This is a genomic window from Kribbella sp. C-35 (genome assembly GCF_046549195.1).
GTDB lineage: Bacteria > Actinomycetota > Actinomycetes > Propionibacteriales > Kribbellaceae > Kribbella.
In genome coordinates this window covers 792,571-810,551 of sequence record NZ_JAJPWG010000001.1, presented here as the reverse complement: position 1 = coordinate 810,551, position 17,981 = coordinate 792,571, and the positions used below count along the sequence as shown (strand labels likewise).

Here is a 17,981-nt window from a genome sequence, read left to right as displayed (position 1 = left end):
GTCGTGCCCACCCCTCGTCCGGTGCCGGCCGCTGTCGCATTGGTCGTACTGAGCGCGGCGGTCGGGGTCACGGTCTGGCGGCCCTGGGCGGATTCCGCCGACGCGACCGGACGCCCGTCCGGGATCACCGTGTCCCGCAGCCAATGCGGACAGGGCTGGGCCGACGCGAAGACCGGCCGGCAGACACTCGTCGTCCACAACACCGGCGACGCGGCCGCCGAGGTCGACCTGGTCGAGGTCGGCAGCAACAAGGTGTACGGCGAGGTTGAGGGCCTGGGCCCGAACACGAGCGCGTCGATGGACGTGCAACTCGGCGCCGGGCAGTACGCGATCCGCTGCCTGATCGAGGACACCGATGCGATCACGGGTCCGACGGTCACGCTGACGGGTGACGCGCCGGGGGGTCCTGCCGTGGTCCCTGTCACCAAGAACGCCATGCTGCCGCTGGTGAAGAAGTACCAGACCGGTGTCGCCCACGGCGTCGCGGACCTGGCAGTCAAGACGGACAAGCTGCGCGCCGACGTGGATGCCGGCAACCTCGATGCCGCGCGCGCCGACTGGCTGCCCGCACACCTGGCGTACAACTCGCTCGGCGCGGCCTACGACGCGTTCGGGGACTTTGCCGACAAGATCGATGGACCCTCCAACGGTTTCCATGCGCTGGAGAAAGGCCTGTGGCACAAGGGCTCTGACCTGAAGCCGGTCGCCGACCAGTTGGCCGCCGACGTCCACGGCCTGCAGAAGGATCTGCCCAACGAGCAGGTGGATCCGAACGATCTCGGGCTCCGCGCCCACGAGATCATGGAGAACGCCCTCCAGTTCGAGCTGACCGGCGAGAACGACCAGGGCAGTGGTACGTCGCTGAACACCGCGCTGGCGAACTTGAACGGTACGGCGAACGTGCTGGCCATCCTGGACCCGGTCCTCAAGCCGCGCTACCCCGAACTGCCCGAGGTACAGAAGTGGGAGAGCCGGGTGCGCACGCTGCTCACCGCGCACCAAGGCACGCCGGTCGATCGATTGGACCTCGGTGCCCGCGAACAGTTGAACGGCGCGGTGGGGGAGCTGCTGGAGAAGCTCGCTCCGGTCGCCGCGATCTGCGAAGTCCGGAGGGGCTCATGAGCGACGTCGGTCGCCGATCCTTCCTACGCGGGGCCCTCGCCGGTGCAGGCGCGGCCGCAGTCACCGGGGCCGTGGCAGCGAGCGGGATGTCTGCCGACGCAGCGACGCCAACGTCTGTTCCCTTTCACGGCGTACATCAGGCCGGGATCACCACCGATCAGCAGAAGCAGGCGATCTTCGCGTCGTTCGATGTGATTGCCGAGGGCAAGGACGAGCTCGCCGACCTGTTCAGGACGCTGACCGACCGAGCGCGGCTTCTCACCGCGGGCGGTGCGCTGCCGCCGTTGGGTATCACGGCCCCGCCGGCCGATTCCGGCGTACTCGGACCAGACATGCCCGGTGACGACCTGACAGTCACCGTCGGCGTCGGGGCGTCCCTGTTCGACGACCGGTACGGCCTGAAGGATCGCAAGCCCGCGAAGCTGACACCGATGAAGGAGTTCCCGAACGACAGTCTGGACGACAGCCTGTGTCACGGGGATCTGAGTCTGCAGTTGTGCGCGTCGGAGACCGACACCGTGCTGCACGCCCTGCGGGACCTCGCTCGGCACACTCGCGGCGCGATGCAGCTGCGCTGGCGGGTCGATGGCTTCCAGAGCCCGCCGCGTCCAGCCGGTACGCCGCGCAACCTGATGGGCTTCAAGGACGGCATCGTCAAGCCCGCGTCGGCCGACCACGACAAGCTCGTGTGGGTCGGCAAGGGGAACGGCGAGCCGGCCTGGACCGAAGGCGGCAGCTACCAGGTGCTGCGGCAGATCCGGATGCTGGTCGAGTTCTGGGACCGGGTGTCGGTCGGCGAGCAGGAGAACATGTTCGGCCGGCGCCGGGACTCCGGTGCGCCGCTGGACGGCAGCAGCGAGACCGACCTCCCGAACTATCCGGCCGATCCGACCGGTGGGGCGATTCCGCTGACCAGCCATATCCGCAAGGCGAACCCGCGGACCGCGGACACCGCGGCCAGCCAGTTCCTGCGCCGCGGCTACAACTACGACAAGGGCACCGACGCGGTCGGTGACCTGGACATGGGGCTGTTGTTCTGCGCCTACCAGCAGGACATCGCCCGGCAGTTCGAGGCCGTGCAGACCAGGCTGGCCGACGAGCCTCTCGTCGACTACATCCGGCCGGTCGGCGGCGGCTATTTCTTCGTGCTTCCCGGTGTTCGGGACGGCAACGACCACTTCGCGCGGTCGTTGCTCGGATGAGTTATTCAGGAGGAGAAGGCATGCGCGCAAGACTTCCTGTCGCCGCCACAGCCGTCGCGGCTGCGACGGGCTTGTTGCTGGCCGCCTGTGGCGCCCCCGGCGCAGCACAGCAGGTGACCAACGCCGGCGCGGCGTTCACGGCGGCGGACGCCGCTTCGTACCACCCGGCGGGGACGTCCACGCCGATCAAGCACGTGGTGGTGATCTTCGGCGAGAACATCTCGTTCGACCACTACTTCGGGACGTACCCGAACGCGACCAACGCGGACGGTACACCGTTCACGGCCGCGCGGCACACGCCGAAGGTCGATGGTCTGACCAACAAGCTGCTGACGGACAACCCGAACGCCTACAACCCGAAGCGGCTGGCGCCGTCGCAGGCGCTGACCTGCGACCAGAACCACGGCTACTCCGCGGAGCAGAAGGCCGTCAACGGGGGCAAGGACGACAAGTTCGTCGAGTTCACCGAGACGTCCAAGTGCACCGGTCAGCCGGTCCTGTTCGGTGAGCCGGGCCTGGTGATGGACTACTACGACGGCAACACCGTCACCGCGCTGTGGAACTACGCCCAGCACTACTCGATGAGCGACAACTCGTTCAACACGGTGTACGGCCCGTCCACCCCGGGCGCGCTGAACCTGATCTCCGGGCAGACCCACGGCGGCCAGGCGTACGACCCGAAGACGGGTCAGCCGACCACCGACGCGTACGCCGTACAGTCGCCGGACAAGGACGGCATCGGGACGATCACCAACGACCCCGACCCGATCTACGACGACTGCTCGAACAACAACGGCAAGTCGACGAACAACCTGGCCGGGATGCACGGGCAGAACATCGGCGACCTGCTGAACCGGCAGAACGTCACCTGGGGCTGGTTCCAGGGCGGCTTCACGCCGACCGCTACGGCGAACGGCAAGGCCGTCTGCGGCGCGACGCACGCCAACATCGGTGGTATCGCGGCGAACGACTACAGCCCGCACCACGAGCCCTTCCAGTACTACAAGTCGACGTCGAACCCGAAGCACCTGCCGCCGACCTCGGTGGCCGCGATCGGTCACACCGACCAGGCCAACCACCAATACGACACGTCGGACTTCGACGCGGCCCTGGCGGCGAACAACCTGCCGGCGGTCAGCTTCCTGAAGGCCGGCGAGTACCAGGACGGCCACGCCGGTTACTCCGACCCGCTGGACGAGCAGGCGTTCATCGTCAAGGAGATCAACCAGCTGCAGAAGTCGAAGGAGTGGTCGTCGACCGCGGTCGTCCTGGCCTACGACGACTCCGACGGCTGGTACGACCACGTCACGCCGCCCAGCGTGAACGGCTCGAAGGACGCCGCGCTCGACCAGGCCGCGCTGTGCGGCACGAAGCCGGTCTCCGGTGGGTACGCCGACCGCTGCGGTTACGGCCCGCGGCTGCCGCTGCTGGTGGTCTCGCCGTACGCGAAGACCAACCACGTCGACCACACGCTGACCGACCAGTCGTCCATCCTGAAGTTCATCGAGGACAACTGGCGGACCGGCCGGATCGGCGACCACTCGTTCGACCAGCGCGCCGGCAGCCTGAACAGCATGTTCAGCTGGTGGGCACACCCGAACACCAAGCAGCTGATCCTGGACCCGAAGACCGGGGCCGTCGTCCGCTGATCCCTTCGTTGAGTTAAGCGGTCGCGCTCTGATCGGCGAGGAAATCGTCGATCAGAGCGTTGACCTCTTTCGGGGACTCGAGTGCCGCCAGGTGTGCGGACTGCTCGAGTACGACGAACCTCGCGCCCGGGATGGAGTCCGCCATCTCCTCGGTCTCCGCGACCGGGAAGGTGGCGTCCTCCGCACCGGCCACCACCAGGACCGGCGTCCGGATCCTGCCGAGAAGCGCGCGCTGATCGGGGCGCCGCGGGACCACGCTGGTGACGGCGTGCCGACCCGACGTGATGTCCACCTTGCGCGCGAGTTCGTTGACTGTGGCAACGACCTCGGGCTTCTCGCGTTTCGCGGTCGGGCCCAGGAAGGCGTCACGCACCGGCCCGGTGAGCGGCCCGCGCATCCCGCCGAGGAGCTGGGCAGCTGCTAGCAAGACGCCGTACTCGAACCGCTGTCGTCGTCCGGCCGGTGACGCGGTGGCGTTCATCAGTACGGCGATGCCGATCCGGTCCGGATGCAGCGCCGCGAAGGTGCCGCCGATCATCCCGCCCCAGCTGTTGCCGATCAGGTGCACCTGCTCGACCTGCAGGTCGTCGATGATCGCCAGGATCACCTCCGCGCACTGCTCGAACGTGAACGGCCCGGTCAGCGGATCGCTGCCGCCGTGCCCGGGCGGATCGACCAGGATCACCTGGAAGCGGTTCGCGAAATGCGCGGCCTGGGCGGACCACAGGGTGCCGTCCATCAACAGGCTCGGCCAGAACAGCATCGCGGGCCCGGACCCGTCGACGCGCAACCGGATCCGGCCAAGCACGGTCTCGACGTATCGATCCTGCATGTCTGAAAGGTACCGGTCAGTACCTCGGAATCGCCGCCGCCAGGCGCGTCGTGAGTTCGCGGATGTGGTCGATCAGCTCCGGCGGCGACTGGATCTCGAGCGGGTAGCCGAGCAGGCCGAGGTGCAGCGCGAGTTCGTCGAGTGAGTTGGCTCCGGTCTCGACGAGCGTCGTGGTGGCGTTGACCGAGGTCACCGTCGCGACGGTCGGCCCGAACTTGTCCGCGACCTGCTCCACCGGGGCGTGGACGAGCAGTCGTGACTGGTAGCGGTAGCCGCCGTACGCGACGCCGCGGTTCGTGGTCGTGAGATCAGGTATCTCGCGTGGGGTGAAGCGCGGGCCGGTCGGGATCCGCGGCTCGATCCGGTCGACGCGGAAGGTCCGCCAGCCGTCGCGGTCGAGATCCCAGGCGACCAGGTACCACCGCCGCCCGGTGTGCACGAGCCGGTGCGGCTCGGTCGTCCGCGTGGTCGCCGTACCGTCGTGGTTGCGGTAGTCGAACCGCAGTCGCTGATGGTCCCGGCACGTGGCCGCGATCGCGAGCAGTACGTCGGGTTGCACCGACGGACCGCCCGAGGGCGTCACGGCGATCTGCTGGAGGAGCTCGATCCGATGGCGTAGTCGCGACGGGAGAACCTGTTCGAGCTTCGTCAGCGCGCGGACCGACGACTCCTCGGTGCCTGCCACGGTCCCTGTCGCCGCGGCACGTAGTCCGATGGCTACCGCGATCGCTTCCTCGTCGTCGAGCAGGAGCGGGGGGAGTGCGGCGCCGGCGCCGAGGCGGTAGCCGGCGACACCGGGGACGGCGTCGACGGGGTAGCCGAGGTTGCGCAGCTTGTCGACGTCGCGCCGTACCGTCCGAACCCCGACGCCGAGCTCGCCGGCTAGGGCGGTGCCGCTCCACTCCTTGGGCTGCTGCAACAGGGAGAGGAGCTTCAGCAGCCGTGCCGAGGTCTCGATCATGTCTTCCAGTTTGTCAGGTGCTTAGGACTGAAGGTGTCCTAGGTGGGTGGCAGAGTGGTGGACATGATCAAGCCGTTCAGCATCGACATCCCGCAGAGCACGCTCGACGAACTCGCCGCCAAGCTGGCGAGCACCCGGCTTCCCGCACCGCTTCCCGGCGACGACTGGAACACCGGCGTACCGGTCGCCTGGCTTTCGTCGCTGGTCGACTACTGGCGCACGTCGTACGACTGGCGCGCCGCCGAGAAGGAGCTGAACTCGTACCCGCAGTTCACCGCCGAGATCGAGGGACAGCGGATCCACTTCATCCACGTCAGGTCCGCGGAGCCAGACGCGCTGCCGCTGATGCTGACACACGGCTGGCCCGGGTCGATCGTCGAGTTCCTCGACCTGATCGGGCCGCTGACCGACCCGGTCGCTTTCGGCGGACAGGCTTCGGACGCGTTCCACGTGGTCATCCCGGCGCTGCCCGGGTTCGGGTTCTCCGGGCCGACGTCGGACGACGACTGGACGTTCCCGCGGATCGGGCGCGTGTGGGCGGCGCTGATGGAGGAGCTCGGCTACTCGCGGTACGGCGTCCAGGGTGGTGACCTCGGTGGGTCGGTGTCACCGGAGGTAGGGCGGGCCGCCCCTTCGCAGGTCGTCGGCGTACACACCAATGGCGGGACGAACTTGCCGCCGTTGCAGATGTCCGAGGAGGAGCTGCAGACGCTGACGCCGTTGGAGCAGGACAAGATGGCGCGGATCGCGAAGTTCATGCAGGAGGAGTTCGGCTACATCTCGATCCAGTCGACCCGGCCGCAGACGCTGGGGTACGGCCTGGTCGACTCGCCGGTCGCGCAACTGGCCTGGATCATGGACAAGTTCAAGGCCTGGACGTATCCGGCCGAGACCTTGCCGGAGGCAATCATCAGCAAGGATCGGCTGCTGACGAACGTGATGATGTACTGGCTGACCGGGACCGGTGGGTCGGCCGCCTACATCGGGTACGCGCAGCCGCGCGACTGGTCGCCGCGGCCGAACTCCGGTGTCCCGACGGCTGTCCTCGCGATGGCGCACGACGTGGCGATCCGCCGGTACTGCGAGACGTCGAACACGATCACGCGCTGGACCGAGGTCGACCACGGCGGCCACTTCGCAGCCCTCGAAGAACCCGAACTGCTGGTCAACGACGTCAGAGAGTTCTTCCACGACCTGCGCGGCTAGAGGTCAGTCGAAGTCGGTTGAAGTTGTGAGGTGGGACCAGGCGGTGGCTTCGGCGGCTCGGGAGGTCGACGCGGTCTCGGCGAGTTTGAGGGCGTCTGTGCCGAGCAACAGCCGGAGCGGTGGGTTGTCGAGGTCGACGATCTCCAGGATCGCCTGCGCGGCCTTGGCCGGGTCACCGGGCTGCTTGCCGTCGGTCTCCAGCCGGCGCCGGTGCATCTCGCCGACGGTGGACTCGTAGTCCGGGTGCACCTCGGCGAGCTGCATCGACGACCCGCCCCAGTCGGTCCGGAAACCGCCCGGCTCGACGATCGTCACCTTCACCCCGAACGGCCGCACCTCGTTGTTCAGCACCTCGGAGAAACCTTCGACGGCGAACTTCGCGGTTTGGTACGCACCCATGCCCGGCGTCCCACCGGCCCGTCCGCCGATCGACGAGAACTGCAGGAAGTGCCCGCCGCGCTGCTCGCGGAACACCGGCAGGGCAGCCTTCGTCACGTTGACCACCCCGAACAGATTGGTCTCGACCTGCGCCCGGAAGTCGTCGTCGGCCATCTCCTCGATCGACGCGCTGTTCGCGTACCCGGCGTTGTTCGCCACCACGTCCAGCCCGCCGAACTCCTCCACCGCGGTCCGTACGGCGGCACGCGCGGCGTCGGCGTCCGTGACATCGAGGGCGACCGCCCGCAGTTGGTCGCCGTACTTCGTCACCAGGTCGTCGAGCTGCTCGGGTTTGCGGGCCGTGCCCACGACGCGGTCGCCGGCCGCCAGCACCGCCTCGGTCAGCGCGCGCCCCAGGCCGCGCGAACTGCCGGTGACCAGCCAGATCTTGCTCATCGTCGTTCCTAACTAACCGTTTGGTTGGATACGCGATCTATCTAACCAACCATTCGGTTGGAAATCAACCAACCGGTTGGTTGGTAAGCTCGCCGTATGCAGCAACGGAACGCAGACCGGACCCGGGCCCGCATCCTGGAGGCCGCCACCGAGGAGTTCGCGGCGCGCGGGATCGGCGGTGCGCGGGTCAGCCGGATCGCCGAGGTGGCCGAGTGCAACAAGGCGATGCTGTACGCGTACTTCGGGAACAAGGACGACCTGTTCGACGCGGTGTTCAGCGCGTCGGTGGAGAAGTACCTGGACGAGGTCGGGTTCGACGTCGACGACCTGCCGTCGTACGCGGGCCGGGTGTTCGACTACTTCGAGGAGCATCCGGACCGGCTCCGGCTGTCGGTCTGGTACCGGCTCGAGCGGCCGGACGGTCAGCCGTTGGAGGCGATCGTCGCGGTCAATCAGCGCCGGCTGGAGGAGATTCAGCGGGGGATCCGGCGCCGGGTGGTGTCGCGCCGATTCTCCCCGGTCAGTCTGCTGTCGCTGATTCAGGCGATCGCGACGAGCTGGTCGTCGATGAATCCGGAGTACGGCGCGGAGCTCCCGGACCGGTCGCTGCGGCGGACGGCCGTCGTGATGGCGGTGGAGCGGATTCTCAGCTGATTCATTGGCGGGCCCGATGGAGTTCTCAGTCTGGCGAGCTCTACTCGAAGGCAGAGGGAACTTGCCGAGGAGGGCGACACCAGATGAACGAGAGCGCTGGACCGGGACCGGACAACGGCGGACAGCAGGGCGGCGGACAGGGCGGCGGCCAGCAGCCCGGGCAGTACGGCGGCCAGCAGCACGGTCAGCCGGGCGGGCAGTACGGCGGGCAGCAGGGCGGGACGCAGCACGGGTCGCAGCACGGTCAGCCCGTTGGGCAGCCGTACGGGCAGCAGCCGGTTCCGCAGCACCAGCAGGTGCCGCAGTACGGCCCGCAGTACCAGCAGGCTCCGCAGTACGGGCCGCCGCAGTACGGGCCGCAGTTCGGGGCGCCGTACCCGTTCGGTCCTCCGCCGCAGCCGCCGAAGAAGCGCGGTCGGCGACTGCTGGGTGCCGGTGCGCTCGGGCTGGCCGCGGTGCTCGTCGCCGGGTCGGTTGCCTGGGGCGTCGACCAGCGCGCCGGCGGGAACAGCTCGCAGCTCTCGCAGCAGGCGTTCGACCCGGCGGCCGTGGCAGCCAAGGTGTCGCCGGGTCTGGTCGACGTGAACACCGTCCTTGGGTACGAGAACGCGCGAGCGGCCGGTACCGGGATCGTGCTCACCTCCGACGGCGAGGTCCTCACCAACCACCACGTGATCGAGGGTGCTACGTCGATCACCGTGACGGACGTCGGGAACGGGAAGACGTACAGCGCGAGTGTCGTCGGGTACGACGAGGAGCACGACATCGCCGTACTGAAGCTGAAGGACGCGTCCGGGCTGCAGACCGCGAAGACCGGGAACTCCGACCAGGTGAAGCTCGGCGATCAGGTCGTCGGGGTCGGGAATGCCGGCGGCGACGGCGGCGAGCCGAGCTACGCGGCCGGGAAGGTGACCGGGCTGAACCAGTCGATCACCGCGACCGACGAGAACGGGCAGGACCCGGAGAACCTGGAGAACCTGATCCAGACCGACGCGAACATCCAGGCCGGCGACTCCGGCGGCCCGCTGGTGAACGCGAACGGTGAGGTGGTCGGCGTCGACGTGGCCGGCAACGGCGGCAACAACGGCGGCCAGGGCCGTCCGGGCCGGACCTCGGCGTCGACCGCGCAGGCGGCCACCGCGACGCTCGCCGCCTGGGGTGGCGGCACCACCGGAAACGGCTATGGCGACGGAAACGGCACCGGCGGCTTCCCGTTCGGCAACGGCTCCGGCACTGGCAACGGCTCCGGGAACGGTTCCGGCGACGGGGCGGGGCAGGGGAACGGGTCGGAGAACGGGTCGGGGACGACGACCGAGGGGTACGCGATCCCGATCAACCAGGCGCTCGACATCGCCGAGCAGATCGAGGACGGGAAGGCGTCGGACGACGTACACATCGGCGACTCGGCGATGCTCGGGGTCTCGGTCGTGACCAGCACAGGTACCAGCGGAGCGGTCGTCGGCGACGTGGTCGCGGACGGTCACGCGGACGAGGCCGGGATCGAGGACGGTGACGTGATTACCTCCTTCGCCGGGCACGCCGTCACCTCGCCCGACACCCTGTCCGAACTGCTCAACAAGCAGCACCCGGGCGACAAGGTCGAGGTCGGCTGGACCGACCAGTCCGGTCAAACCCACAAGGCAACCATCGAACTCATCACAGGCCCGGTCCGCTGACCACAAGCCAGCCACCGAACTCACCAGACCCGGTCCGCTGACCCCAGCGCCACCCCCTCGCTGCCGGCGGACCGCCCAGATCGGGCCCGACGCTCCCCCTCCCCCTCGGAGCGCCGGGCCCGGTCTCTTTGCCCCACCGAGTCGTGGAAATCGGCAGCCAAACCAGCCAGAACCCAGCCACAATCCACGACTCGCGCTCCGGGGCGGCAACCAATCGCCACGAGTCGACGAGTCAGGAGCCGAAGCCGGTGCGCCAGGTCGGGTGAGCAGGCGTCCAGCCGAGCGAACGCGCGTAGGCGTTGGACGCCCCCCGAGCCCACGACGTACGCGCGGCACTCGTCTCTGTGGGCACGTCGGGGGAGATGCCGACGGACTGGGCGAAGGCGGGGGACCAGGTTGAGGCGGGGGCGGGGGCGTTGTCGACGATGTTTACGGGGCCGGTGGGCCAGGTGAGGGCGGCTGCTGCGGCTGTGGCGGCGTCGTCTACGTGGAGGAAGCTGGTGATGTCGGGGCCGGCGGGGAGGTCGCCGGTGGTGGCGAGGTCGGCCATCAGGGCACCCTTGGCGTACCAGGTGTCGGGGCCGTAGAGCATGCCGTAGCGGAGCACGACCCACTCGGGTGCTTCGGCGGTGATCGCCTCGAGAGTGGCGACCGCCTCGACCGTGGCGCGGCGGGTGGCGTCCGGGGCGTGCAGGTCGAGCGGGGTGGATTCGACTGCGGGCGTCGAACCGGGCTCGTACGCCCACGCGATGCTCTGCGACACAACCCGCCGTACGCCGGCAGCCAGAGCCGCATCCACCAGGTTGCGCGTGCCCTCGCGACGAATCCGGCTGTTCGCGGCAAAGTCCCGCGACCCCAGAGCAGTCAACTGATGCATCACCACATCAGGCCGAGCCCCCGCAACGACGTCCCGCAACCGCCCAGCGTCGTACACATCCCCAACAACAGTCGTCACCCCACCACCCACCGTCCCGCCGACCGGCGAGCCCCCGTCAACCAACCTCCCACCCGCGTCGGAGCGGGCCTGGCGGATTAGGGCTGTTACGTGGTGGCCTTGGGCTACTAGGAGGGGTACGAGGCGGCGGCCGATTGTGCCGGTGGCGCCGGCGATGAAGATCCTCATGCGGGCCACCGTAGGCAACTGGGTGTCCGGCGCGGTGGGCCAATTGGTGAGCGGTTTCCCGGTCCACTTCCGGCAGGGGTGAACAAGCGTTTACGATTCCTGAGTAAACAACCGTTCACCACTGTGAGGACTCCGCTTGTCCGTCCGTCCTGCTGCCCGTCCGCGTCTCGTCCTAGCAGCGCTAGCGTTCTGCGGCGTGCTGGTGTCGATCAGCCAGACGATCGTCGTACCACTGCTCCCCGAACTCCCCGCGATCACCCACAGCCCGGCGTCCGACGTCAGCTGGCTGATCACCGTCACGCTGCTCACCGGCGCGGTGTTCACGCCGCTGCTCGGCCGCGCCGGCGACATGTACGGCAAGCGCCGCGTCCTCCTGATCGCCCTGTCGTCCATGATCATCGGCTCGCTGCTCTGCGCGACCAGTTCGAACCTGTCCGTGCTGATCGTCGGTCGCGCCTTCCAGGGCGCCGCGGTCGCGGTCGTCCCGCTCGGGATCAGCATCCTGCGCGACGAGCTGCCGCCGCGCCGGGTGATCCCATCGATCGCGATCATGAGCTCGACCCTGGGCATCGGCGCCGCGTTCGGCATCCCGGCCGCGACGCTCGTCGTCGAGTACGCGAACTGGCACGCGATGTTCTGGATCAACCTCGGACTCGGCGTGCTCGACATCGTCCTGGTCCTGCTGATCGTGCCGGAGTCCGCCATCCGCACCAGCGGCCGGTTCGACATCCTCGGCGCCGTCGGCCTGAGCGCGTTCCTGGTCTGCCTGCTGCTCGCGGTCTCCAAGAGCAGTGCGTGGAGTACGACGACGATCGTCGGCCTGTCCGTCGTCGCGATCCTGCTGGTCCCGCTGTGGGGCTGGTACGAGCTACGCACGAAGAGCCCGCTGGTCGATCTCCGCGTCTCCGCGCGTCCAGCCGTCCTCTTCACGAACCTCGGCGCGCTGCTGATCGGCTTCGCCTTCTACGCCAACTCACTGTCGACCGCCCAACTCGTCCAGGAGCCAACCTGGACCGGCTACGGTCTCGGCGAATCCATCGTGGTCAGCGGACTGTGCCTGCTCCCCGGAGGTGTCGCGATGGTGCTGCTCTCCCCGGTATCGGCCCGCATCTCCAGCGCACGCGGCCCAAGGTTCACGCTCGGGATCGCGTCGGTGCTGATGGCCGCCGGGTACGTCGTGCGCCTCTTCACCAGTAGCAACGTCGCCGGGATCGTGATCGGCGCAACGGTCGTCTCCGCCGGAACCGCTGTTGCGTACTCGGCGCTTCCGGCCCTGATCATGCATGCTGTGCCGGTGACCGAAACGGCCGCCGCGAACGGACTCAACACGCTGATGCGCACGATCGGGCAGGCGATCTGCAGCACGATCGTCGCGAGCGTGCTCGCCGGCGTCACGATCTCCTCGGGCGGCCGGGTCGCGCCCGCGCTGTCGGCGTACCTGATCGTGTTCGTGATCGCGGGCATCTCGGCCCTGGTGGCCGCGGGCCTGGTCATGTTCATCCCGGCGCGGCGGCCGGAGCCGGTGCCGGTCGAGGTGACTGTGAGGTGAGAGCGACGTGACCGACCCGGGGCGGGCCACGATCCTCCGCGCGGCGCGCAAGGCGTTCGCACGGGAGCCGTACGACGCGGTCACGCTGCGCGGGGTCGCTGCGGACGCCGGTGTCAGCGCCGCCCTGATCGTCAAGCACTTCGGCGGCAAGGAAGCGCTGTTCGAGCGGGTCGCCGACTTCACCGAGGCGGCCCAGCTGCTGCTCGCCGCACCGAACGAGCGACTTGGCGAGCACGCCGTCCGCGCGCTCGTCGAGTACCGCCGGCAGAACGATCAGGACCTGCTCGTCCGGGTCGTGTTCGCGGCCGGCAAGGGCGACGAACGGGCGCAGATCCGCGAGCACTTCCGCGACCAGGTCACCCGCGCCTTCGCCGCCCGGCTGACTGGACCGGACGCCGAGCTCCGGGCGGGCCTGATCACCGCGCAGCTGCTCGGCCTCGGCGCCGCGATCGCGATCGACAAGACCGGTCCGATCGCCTCCGCGGAACTGGACACCGTCGCCGGGCTCTATGCCCCGGCGATCCAGCAACTCATCCACTGATTGAACGCCCGTCCTAGAATGTGGACAAAGGGCTTGGCGCTGAGTGTGACGCCACTAACATGGAGCATCCAGGCCGAGAGGCGCTGCAACGGACCCAGGTCCGCCACGCTCGACCTGAGGCTTTGATGCAAGGGCGCCTCCGGAGATTTCTTCTGGAGGGGTTGGCAGATGAGTGAAGCCGCGCTGCGGGACCTGCTGGATCGGCGGATCGCAGTCCTCGACGGTGCCTGGGGCACGATGCTGCAGGGCGCGAAGCTGCAGACTGCCGACTTTCAGGGCGGTCGTTTCGGGGACCATACGCACGACGTGACCGGCGACCCGGACGTGCTGAACCTGACCCGGCCGGATCTGATCCTCGACGTCCACCGGCAGTACCTGGCGGCCGGTGCGGACATCACCACCACGAACACGTTCACCGCGACGAGCATCGGCCAGGCCGACTACGGCCTGCAGGGGTACGTCCGCGAGATGAACGTCGCCGGCGCGCGCCTTGCCCGCCAGGCGGCCGACGAGTTCGGCGGCAGGTTCGTCGCCGGTTCGATCGGCCCGCTGAACGTGACGCTGTCGCTGAGCCCGCGCGTCGAGGACCCGTCGTACCGCGCGGTGTCCTTCCAGCAGGTGAAGGACGCGTACGCCGAGCAGATCGCGGCGCTCGCCGAGGGCGGCGTCGACCTGCTGCTGATCGAGACGATCTTCGACACCCTGAACGCCAAGGCTGCCGTCGCCGCGGCCCGCGAGGTCGCGCCGGACCTGCCGTTGTGGATCTCGGTGACGATCGTCGACCTGAGCGGCCGGACCCTGTCGGGGCAGACCGTCGAGGCGTTCTGGAGCTCGGTCGAGCACGCCAAGCCGCTCGTCGTCGGCGTGAACTGTTCGCTCGGCGCCGCCGAGATGCGCCCGCACGTCGCGGACCTCGCCCGGTTCGCCGACACGTACGTCGCCTCGCACCCGAACGCCGGCCTCCCGAACGCCTTCGGCGGGTACGACGAGACGCCCGAAGAGACCTCCGCGATGCTGGAGGAGTTCGCGCAGTCCGGTCTCGTCAACATCGTCGGCGGCTGTTGCGGTACGACGCCCGCCCACATCAAGCAGATCGCGGCCGCCGTAGAGCAGCTGCAGCCGCGCACCGTCGTACCGACCGATCACACCACCCGGTTCTCCGGGCTCGAGCCGTTCAAGATCGGCAAGGACACCGGGTTCGTGATGATCGGTGAGCGGACCAACGTCACCGGGTCGGCGAAGTTCCGCCGGCTGATCGAGGGCGACAACCACCAGGCCGCGGTCGACGTGGCGCTGGAGCAGGTGCGCGGCGGCGCGAACCTGCTGGACGTGAACATGGACGCCGACCTGCTCGACAGCGAGCAGGCGATGACCACGTTCCTGAACCTGATCGCGACCGAGCCCGAGGTGGCCCGGATCCCGATCATGGTCGACAGCTCGAAGTGGACCGTGCTCGAGGCCGGCCTGAAATGCGTGCAGGGCAAGGGCGTGGTCAACTCGATCAGCCTCAAGGAGGGCGAGGAGGAGTTCCTCGACCGGGCCCGCCGGATCATGAGCTACGGCGCCGGCGCGGTCGTGATGGCGTTCGACGAGCAGGGCCAGGCCGACACGGTCGAGCGCAAGGTGGCGATCTGCGGCCGGGCCTACGACCTGCTGACCGGCATCGGGTTCCCGGCCGAGGACATCATCTTCGACCCGAACGTGCTGGCGGTCGCGACCGGCATGTCCGAGCACAACGGCTACGCGAAGAACTTCATCGACGCTCTGCCGCTGATCAAGGAACGCTGTCCGGGCGTCCACATCAGCGGCGGCATCTCGAACCTGTCCTTCTCGTTCCGCGGCAACGACATCGTCCGCGAGGCGATGCACTCCGCGTTCCTGTACCACGCCGGCAAGGTCGGCCTGGACATGGGAATCGTGAACGCGGGCCAGCTCGCGGTGTACGAGGACATCCCGAAGGACCTGCTGGAGCTGGTCGAGGACGTCATCTTCGACCGCCGCGACGACGCCACCGACCGCCTGGTCGCGTTCGCCGAGAACGTGAAGGGCAAGGGCAAGCAGCGCGAGGTCGACCTGACCTGGCGTGAGGGCTCGGTCGAGGAGCGGCTGTCGCACGCGCTCGTGCACGGCATCGTCGACTTCATCGAGAACGACACCGAGGAGGCCCGGCAGAAGCTGCCGCGGCCGCTGGAAGTCATCGAAGGCCCGTTGATGGACGGCATGAAGGTGGTCGGCGATCTGTTCGGCGCCGGCAAGATGTTCCTGCCGCAGGTGGTCAAGAGCGCGCGGGTGATGAAGCGCTCGGTCGCCTACCTCGAGCCGTTCATGGAGGCGGAGAAGGAGCAGGCCCGGCTCGAGGGCCGCGCCGAGGCCGTCCGTGGTCAGGGCAAGGTGGTGCTCGCGACCGTGAAGGGCGACGTCCACGACATCGGCAAGAACATCGTCGGCGTGGTGCTCGGTTGCAACAACTACGAGGTGATCGACCTCGGCGTCATGGTGCCGGCGGCAAGGATCCTCGACACCGCGGTGGCCGAGGGCGCGGACGCGGTCGGCCTGTCAGGGCTGATCACGCCGTCGCTGGACGAGATGGTGTCGGTGGCCGACGAGATGCAGCGGCGCGGGCTGAAGCTCCCGTTGCTGATCGGCGGCGCGACCACTTCGAAGCAGCACACCGCCGTCCGGATCGCACCGGCGTACGAGAACACCACTGTGCACGTGCTGGATGCCTCGCGGGTCGTTGGCGTGGTGTCCGATCTGCTCGACGCCGATCGCGCAGTAGAGCTTGCCAAGAGCAACAGTATTGAGCAGGGGCGGTTGCGCGAGCAGCACGCGAACAAGCAGCGCGCCCCGATGCTGACGCTGGCCGAGGCGCGGGCGAACAAGGAGCAGGTCGAGTACGGCGAGCTTCCGGTGCCGGAGTTCACCGGGCTGCGGTACGTGTCGCCGTCCATCGAGACGCTGCGCGAGATGGTCGACTGGCAGTTCTTGTTCCTGGCTTGGGAATTGAAGGGGAAGTACCCGGCGATCCTGGATCAGCCGGTCGCGCGGGAGCTGTTCGACGACGCGAACACGTTGCTGGACGAGATCATCGCGAACGGGTCCTTCACCGCCGACGGCGTGTACGGATTCTGGCCGGCGCACAGCGAGGGCGACGACATCGTCCTGGACGGGCTGGACCGGTCGTTCCCGATGCTGCGGCAGCAGACCGAGAAGCCGGCCGGGCGGGACAACCGCTGCCTCGCCGACTACATCGCGCCGTCCGGTGATCATCTCGGCGGGTTCGGGGTCGCGATCCACGGCGCGGAGGCGCTGGCGAAGTCGTACGAGGAACGCAACGACGACTACCGGGCGATCATGGTGAAGGCGCTGGCCGACCGGCTCGCGGAGGCGTTCGCGGAGTGGATCCACCTGGAGGCGCGGCGGGCGTGGTTCGAACCCGACGTACAGCCGGTGCTGGAGGACCTGCACGCGGAGCGGTTCCGCGGCATCCGGCCGGCCCTCGGGTACCCGGCGAGCCCGGACCACAGCGAGAAGCAGGACCTGTTCGAGCTGCTCGCGGCGGACAAGATCGGCCTCGGGCTGACCGAGTCCTTCGCGATGACGCCGGCCGCGGCGGTGAGCGGTCTGATCTTCGCGCACCCGGCGTCGCGCTACTTCAGCGTCGGCCGTCTGAACCGCGATCAGATCGAGGATTACGCCGTACGTCGTGGCCTCCCGGTCGCTGAGGTCGAACGCTGGCTCCGGCCGAATCTTGCGTACGACCCGGACTGAGTGGGGTCAGGGCCGGATCCTGCGTGAGTCTCCTGAGCAGGGGATCGACCTTCTCGGCCACCGTCCGGACCGAATCGGCGGCGAGCTCCGGCTTGCCCTGCTCGACGGCCGCAGAGAAGTCGCGGCGGAGAGCGCCGACCGCTCGCCAGCGCTCGCCCTCCGACAGTTCGTCGGTACCCGGAAGCAGCGCGATCACCTCCGGCCAGCGCTGGTCGGCTTTTACCGAGAGCATCCAGTCCGAGAGCGCGGCGAAGTCCTCGGAGCGTGCCGGCGTGCCACCCTGCTGCCGGACGACTTCGGTGAGCAGCGCACGGGCGGCCGACGCAGCCGCCGGATCCCGGCCGGAGAAGGTAAAGTCCGGCAGGTCATGGGCGGGGAGGAACTTCCCGGATTCGGTCTTCGGCCAGACCTTGGCCAGCCGTTCCTGGGTCCAGACGTCGGCCAGACCAGTGTCCAGGTAGGCCTCGGCCTCCCAGATTCCGCCGATGTTGTCGGGCTCCGGGCTGCTCAATCCGGCGGCCTGGGACGTCATGTGCGCGGTTGCCCGCACCAGGTTCGGCCAGTCCTGCGCCGGGAGCCCCGCCTGGCTGCGGGCCTGTGCGTCGCGGATCGTGTCGGCCTGGTCTTCCGGCAGGAACAGTGGACTGCTCAGCTGCCGCAGATCCTCCTTGGGATCTCGCGGCGTCCATCCCGTCGGTTTCTGGACGATGTCGATGCCTCGCCAGCGGACGAGGCGATTGGTGTTCTCGCTGACGGCTTCGGCGACCGATTCCGTCCAGGAGAAGCACGGATCGTCGAAATGGACCAGACCAGTAGCCATTGTTCTCCTCGCTGAGAGCGACGGGTTCAGCGTAGGTGCGC

Annotated in this window: 14 protein-coding genes and 1 riboswitch; of the genes, 9 read left to right on the top strand and 5 right to left on the bottom strand. The window is 68.5% G+C overall.

Features of this window, described 5'->3' with window-relative positions:
• Positions 1 to 3: 3 nt before the first annotated feature.
• The 3 genes from ACLJOO_RS04205 to ACLJOO_RS04195 are packed head-to-tail and all read left to right on the top strand — an operon-like array spanning position 4 to position 3,973.
• Positions 4 to 1,122: an EfeM/EfeO family lipoprotein gene (locus ACLJOO_RS04205; protein ID WP_410785479.1), complete on the top strand. Its 1,119-nt coding sequence runs from the start codon at positions 4 to 6 to the stop codon at positions 1,120 to 1,122.
• A complete protein-coding gene (gene efeB / locus ACLJOO_RS04200) occupies positions 1,119 to 2,324 on the top strand; it encodes an iron uptake transporter deferrochelatase/peroxidase subunit (protein ID WP_410785478.1) in 1,206 nt (401 codons plus the stop codon). Before ACLJOO_RS04205 ends, efeB begins: the two co-directional genes overlap by 4 nt.
• A gap of 20 nt (positions 2,325 to 2,344) precedes the next feature.
• Positions 2,345 to 3,973, top strand: coding sequence for a phospholipase C (locus ACLJOO_RS04195; RefSeq protein ID WP_410785477.1), 1,629 nt, complete (start codon positions 2,345 to 2,347; stop codon positions 3,971 to 3,973).
• Positions 3,974 to 3,986: 13 nt separating this feature from the next.
• On the opposite strand, the gene ACLJOO_RS04190 is transcribed toward ACLJOO_RS04195, so the two are convergent.
• The gene (locus ACLJOO_RS04190) at positions 3,987 to 4,805 is read right to left on the bottom strand and encodes an alpha/beta fold hydrolase (protein ID WP_410785476.1); all 819 of its coding nucleotides are present in this window, start codon (positions 4,803 to 4,805) and stop codon (positions 3,987 to 3,989) included.
• A gap of 16 nt (positions 4,806 to 4,821) precedes the next feature.
• The gene (locus ACLJOO_RS04185) at positions 4,822 to 5,766 is read right to left on the bottom strand and encodes a helix-turn-helix transcriptional regulator (RefSeq protein ID WP_410785475.1); all 945 of its coding nucleotides are present in this window, start codon (positions 5,764 to 5,766) and stop codon (positions 4,822 to 4,824) included.
• 42 nt (positions 5,767 to 5,808) lie between these two features.
• Between ACLJOO_RS04185 and ACLJOO_RS04180 the strand changes: the two genes are divergently transcribed.
• A complete protein-coding gene (locus ACLJOO_RS04180; protein WP_410785474.1) occupies positions 5,809 to 6,972 on the top strand; it encodes an epoxide hydrolase family protein in 1,164 nt (387 codons plus the stop codon).
• A gap of 3 nt (positions 6,973 to 6,975) precedes the next feature.
• Here the strand turns inward: ACLJOO_RS04180 and ACLJOO_RS04175 are convergent, their stop codons facing one another.
• Positions 6,976 to 7,806, bottom strand: a complete 831-nt coding sequence (locus ACLJOO_RS04175; protein ID WP_410785473.1) for an oxidoreductase — start codon at positions 7,804 to 7,806, stop codon at positions 6,976 to 6,978.
• 96 nt (positions 7,807 to 7,902) lie between these two features.
• On the opposite strand from ACLJOO_RS04175, the gene ACLJOO_RS04170 reads away from it, so the two are divergent.
• Entirely contained in the window at positions 7,903 to 8,460 is a 558-nt protein-coding gene (locus ACLJOO_RS04170) for a TetR family transcriptional regulator (protein WP_410785472.1), read from the top strand.
• 83 nt (positions 8,461 to 8,543) lie between these two features.
• Positions 8,544 to 10,136, top strand: coding sequence for a S1C family serine protease (locus tag ACLJOO_RS04165; RefSeq protein ID WP_410785471.1), 1,593 nt, complete (start codon positions 8,544 to 8,546; stop codon positions 10,134 to 10,136).
• Positions 10,137 to 10,368: 232 nt separating this feature from the next.
• Here the strand turns inward: ACLJOO_RS04165 and ACLJOO_RS04160 are convergent, their stop codons facing one another.
• Entirely contained in the window at positions 10,369 to 11,259 is an 891-nt protein-coding gene (locus tag ACLJOO_RS04160) for an NAD-dependent epimerase/dehydratase family protein (protein WP_410785470.1), read from the bottom strand.
• Between the two features lie 136 nt (positions 11,260 to 11,395).
• Here ACLJOO_RS04160 and ACLJOO_RS04155 point away from each other — a divergent pair, with 136 nt between their 5' ends.
• The 3 genes from ACLJOO_RS04155 to metH all read left to right on the top strand — a co-directional run bounded on the left by ACLJOO_RS04155 (position 11,396) and on the right by metH (position 17,120).
• Positions 11,396 to 12,808, top strand: coding sequence for an MFS transporter (locus ACLJOO_RS04155; protein WP_410785469.1), 1,413 nt, complete (start codon positions 11,396 to 11,398; stop codon positions 12,806 to 12,808).
• 7 nt (positions 12,809 to 12,815) lie between these two features.
• Positions 12,816 to 13,349, top strand: a complete 534-nt coding sequence (locus ACLJOO_RS04150) for a TetR family transcriptional regulator (RefSeq protein ID WP_410785468.1) — start codon at positions 12,816 to 12,818, stop codon at positions 13,347 to 13,349.
• A 69-nt stretch (positions 13,350 to 13,418) separates the two neighbouring features.
• Positions 13,419 to 13,495, top strand: a riboswitch (S-adenosyl-L-homocysteine riboswitch).
• Between the two features lie 22 nt (positions 13,496 to 13,517).
• Positions 13,518 to 17,120, top strand: a complete 3,603-nt coding sequence (gene metH / locus ACLJOO_RS04145; RefSeq protein ID WP_410785467.1) for a methionine synthase — start codon at positions 13,518 to 13,520, stop codon at positions 17,118 to 17,120.
• On the opposite strand, the gene ACLJOO_RS04140 is transcribed toward metH, so the two are convergent.
• Positions 17,005 to 17,940, bottom strand: a complete 936-nt coding sequence (locus ACLJOO_RS04140) for a hypothetical protein (RefSeq protein WP_410785466.1) — start codon at positions 17,938 to 17,940, stop codon at positions 17,005 to 17,007. The genes metH and ACLJOO_RS04140 overlap by 116 nt on opposite strands.
• Between the last annotated feature and the right edge of the window lie 41 nt (positions 17,941 to 17,981).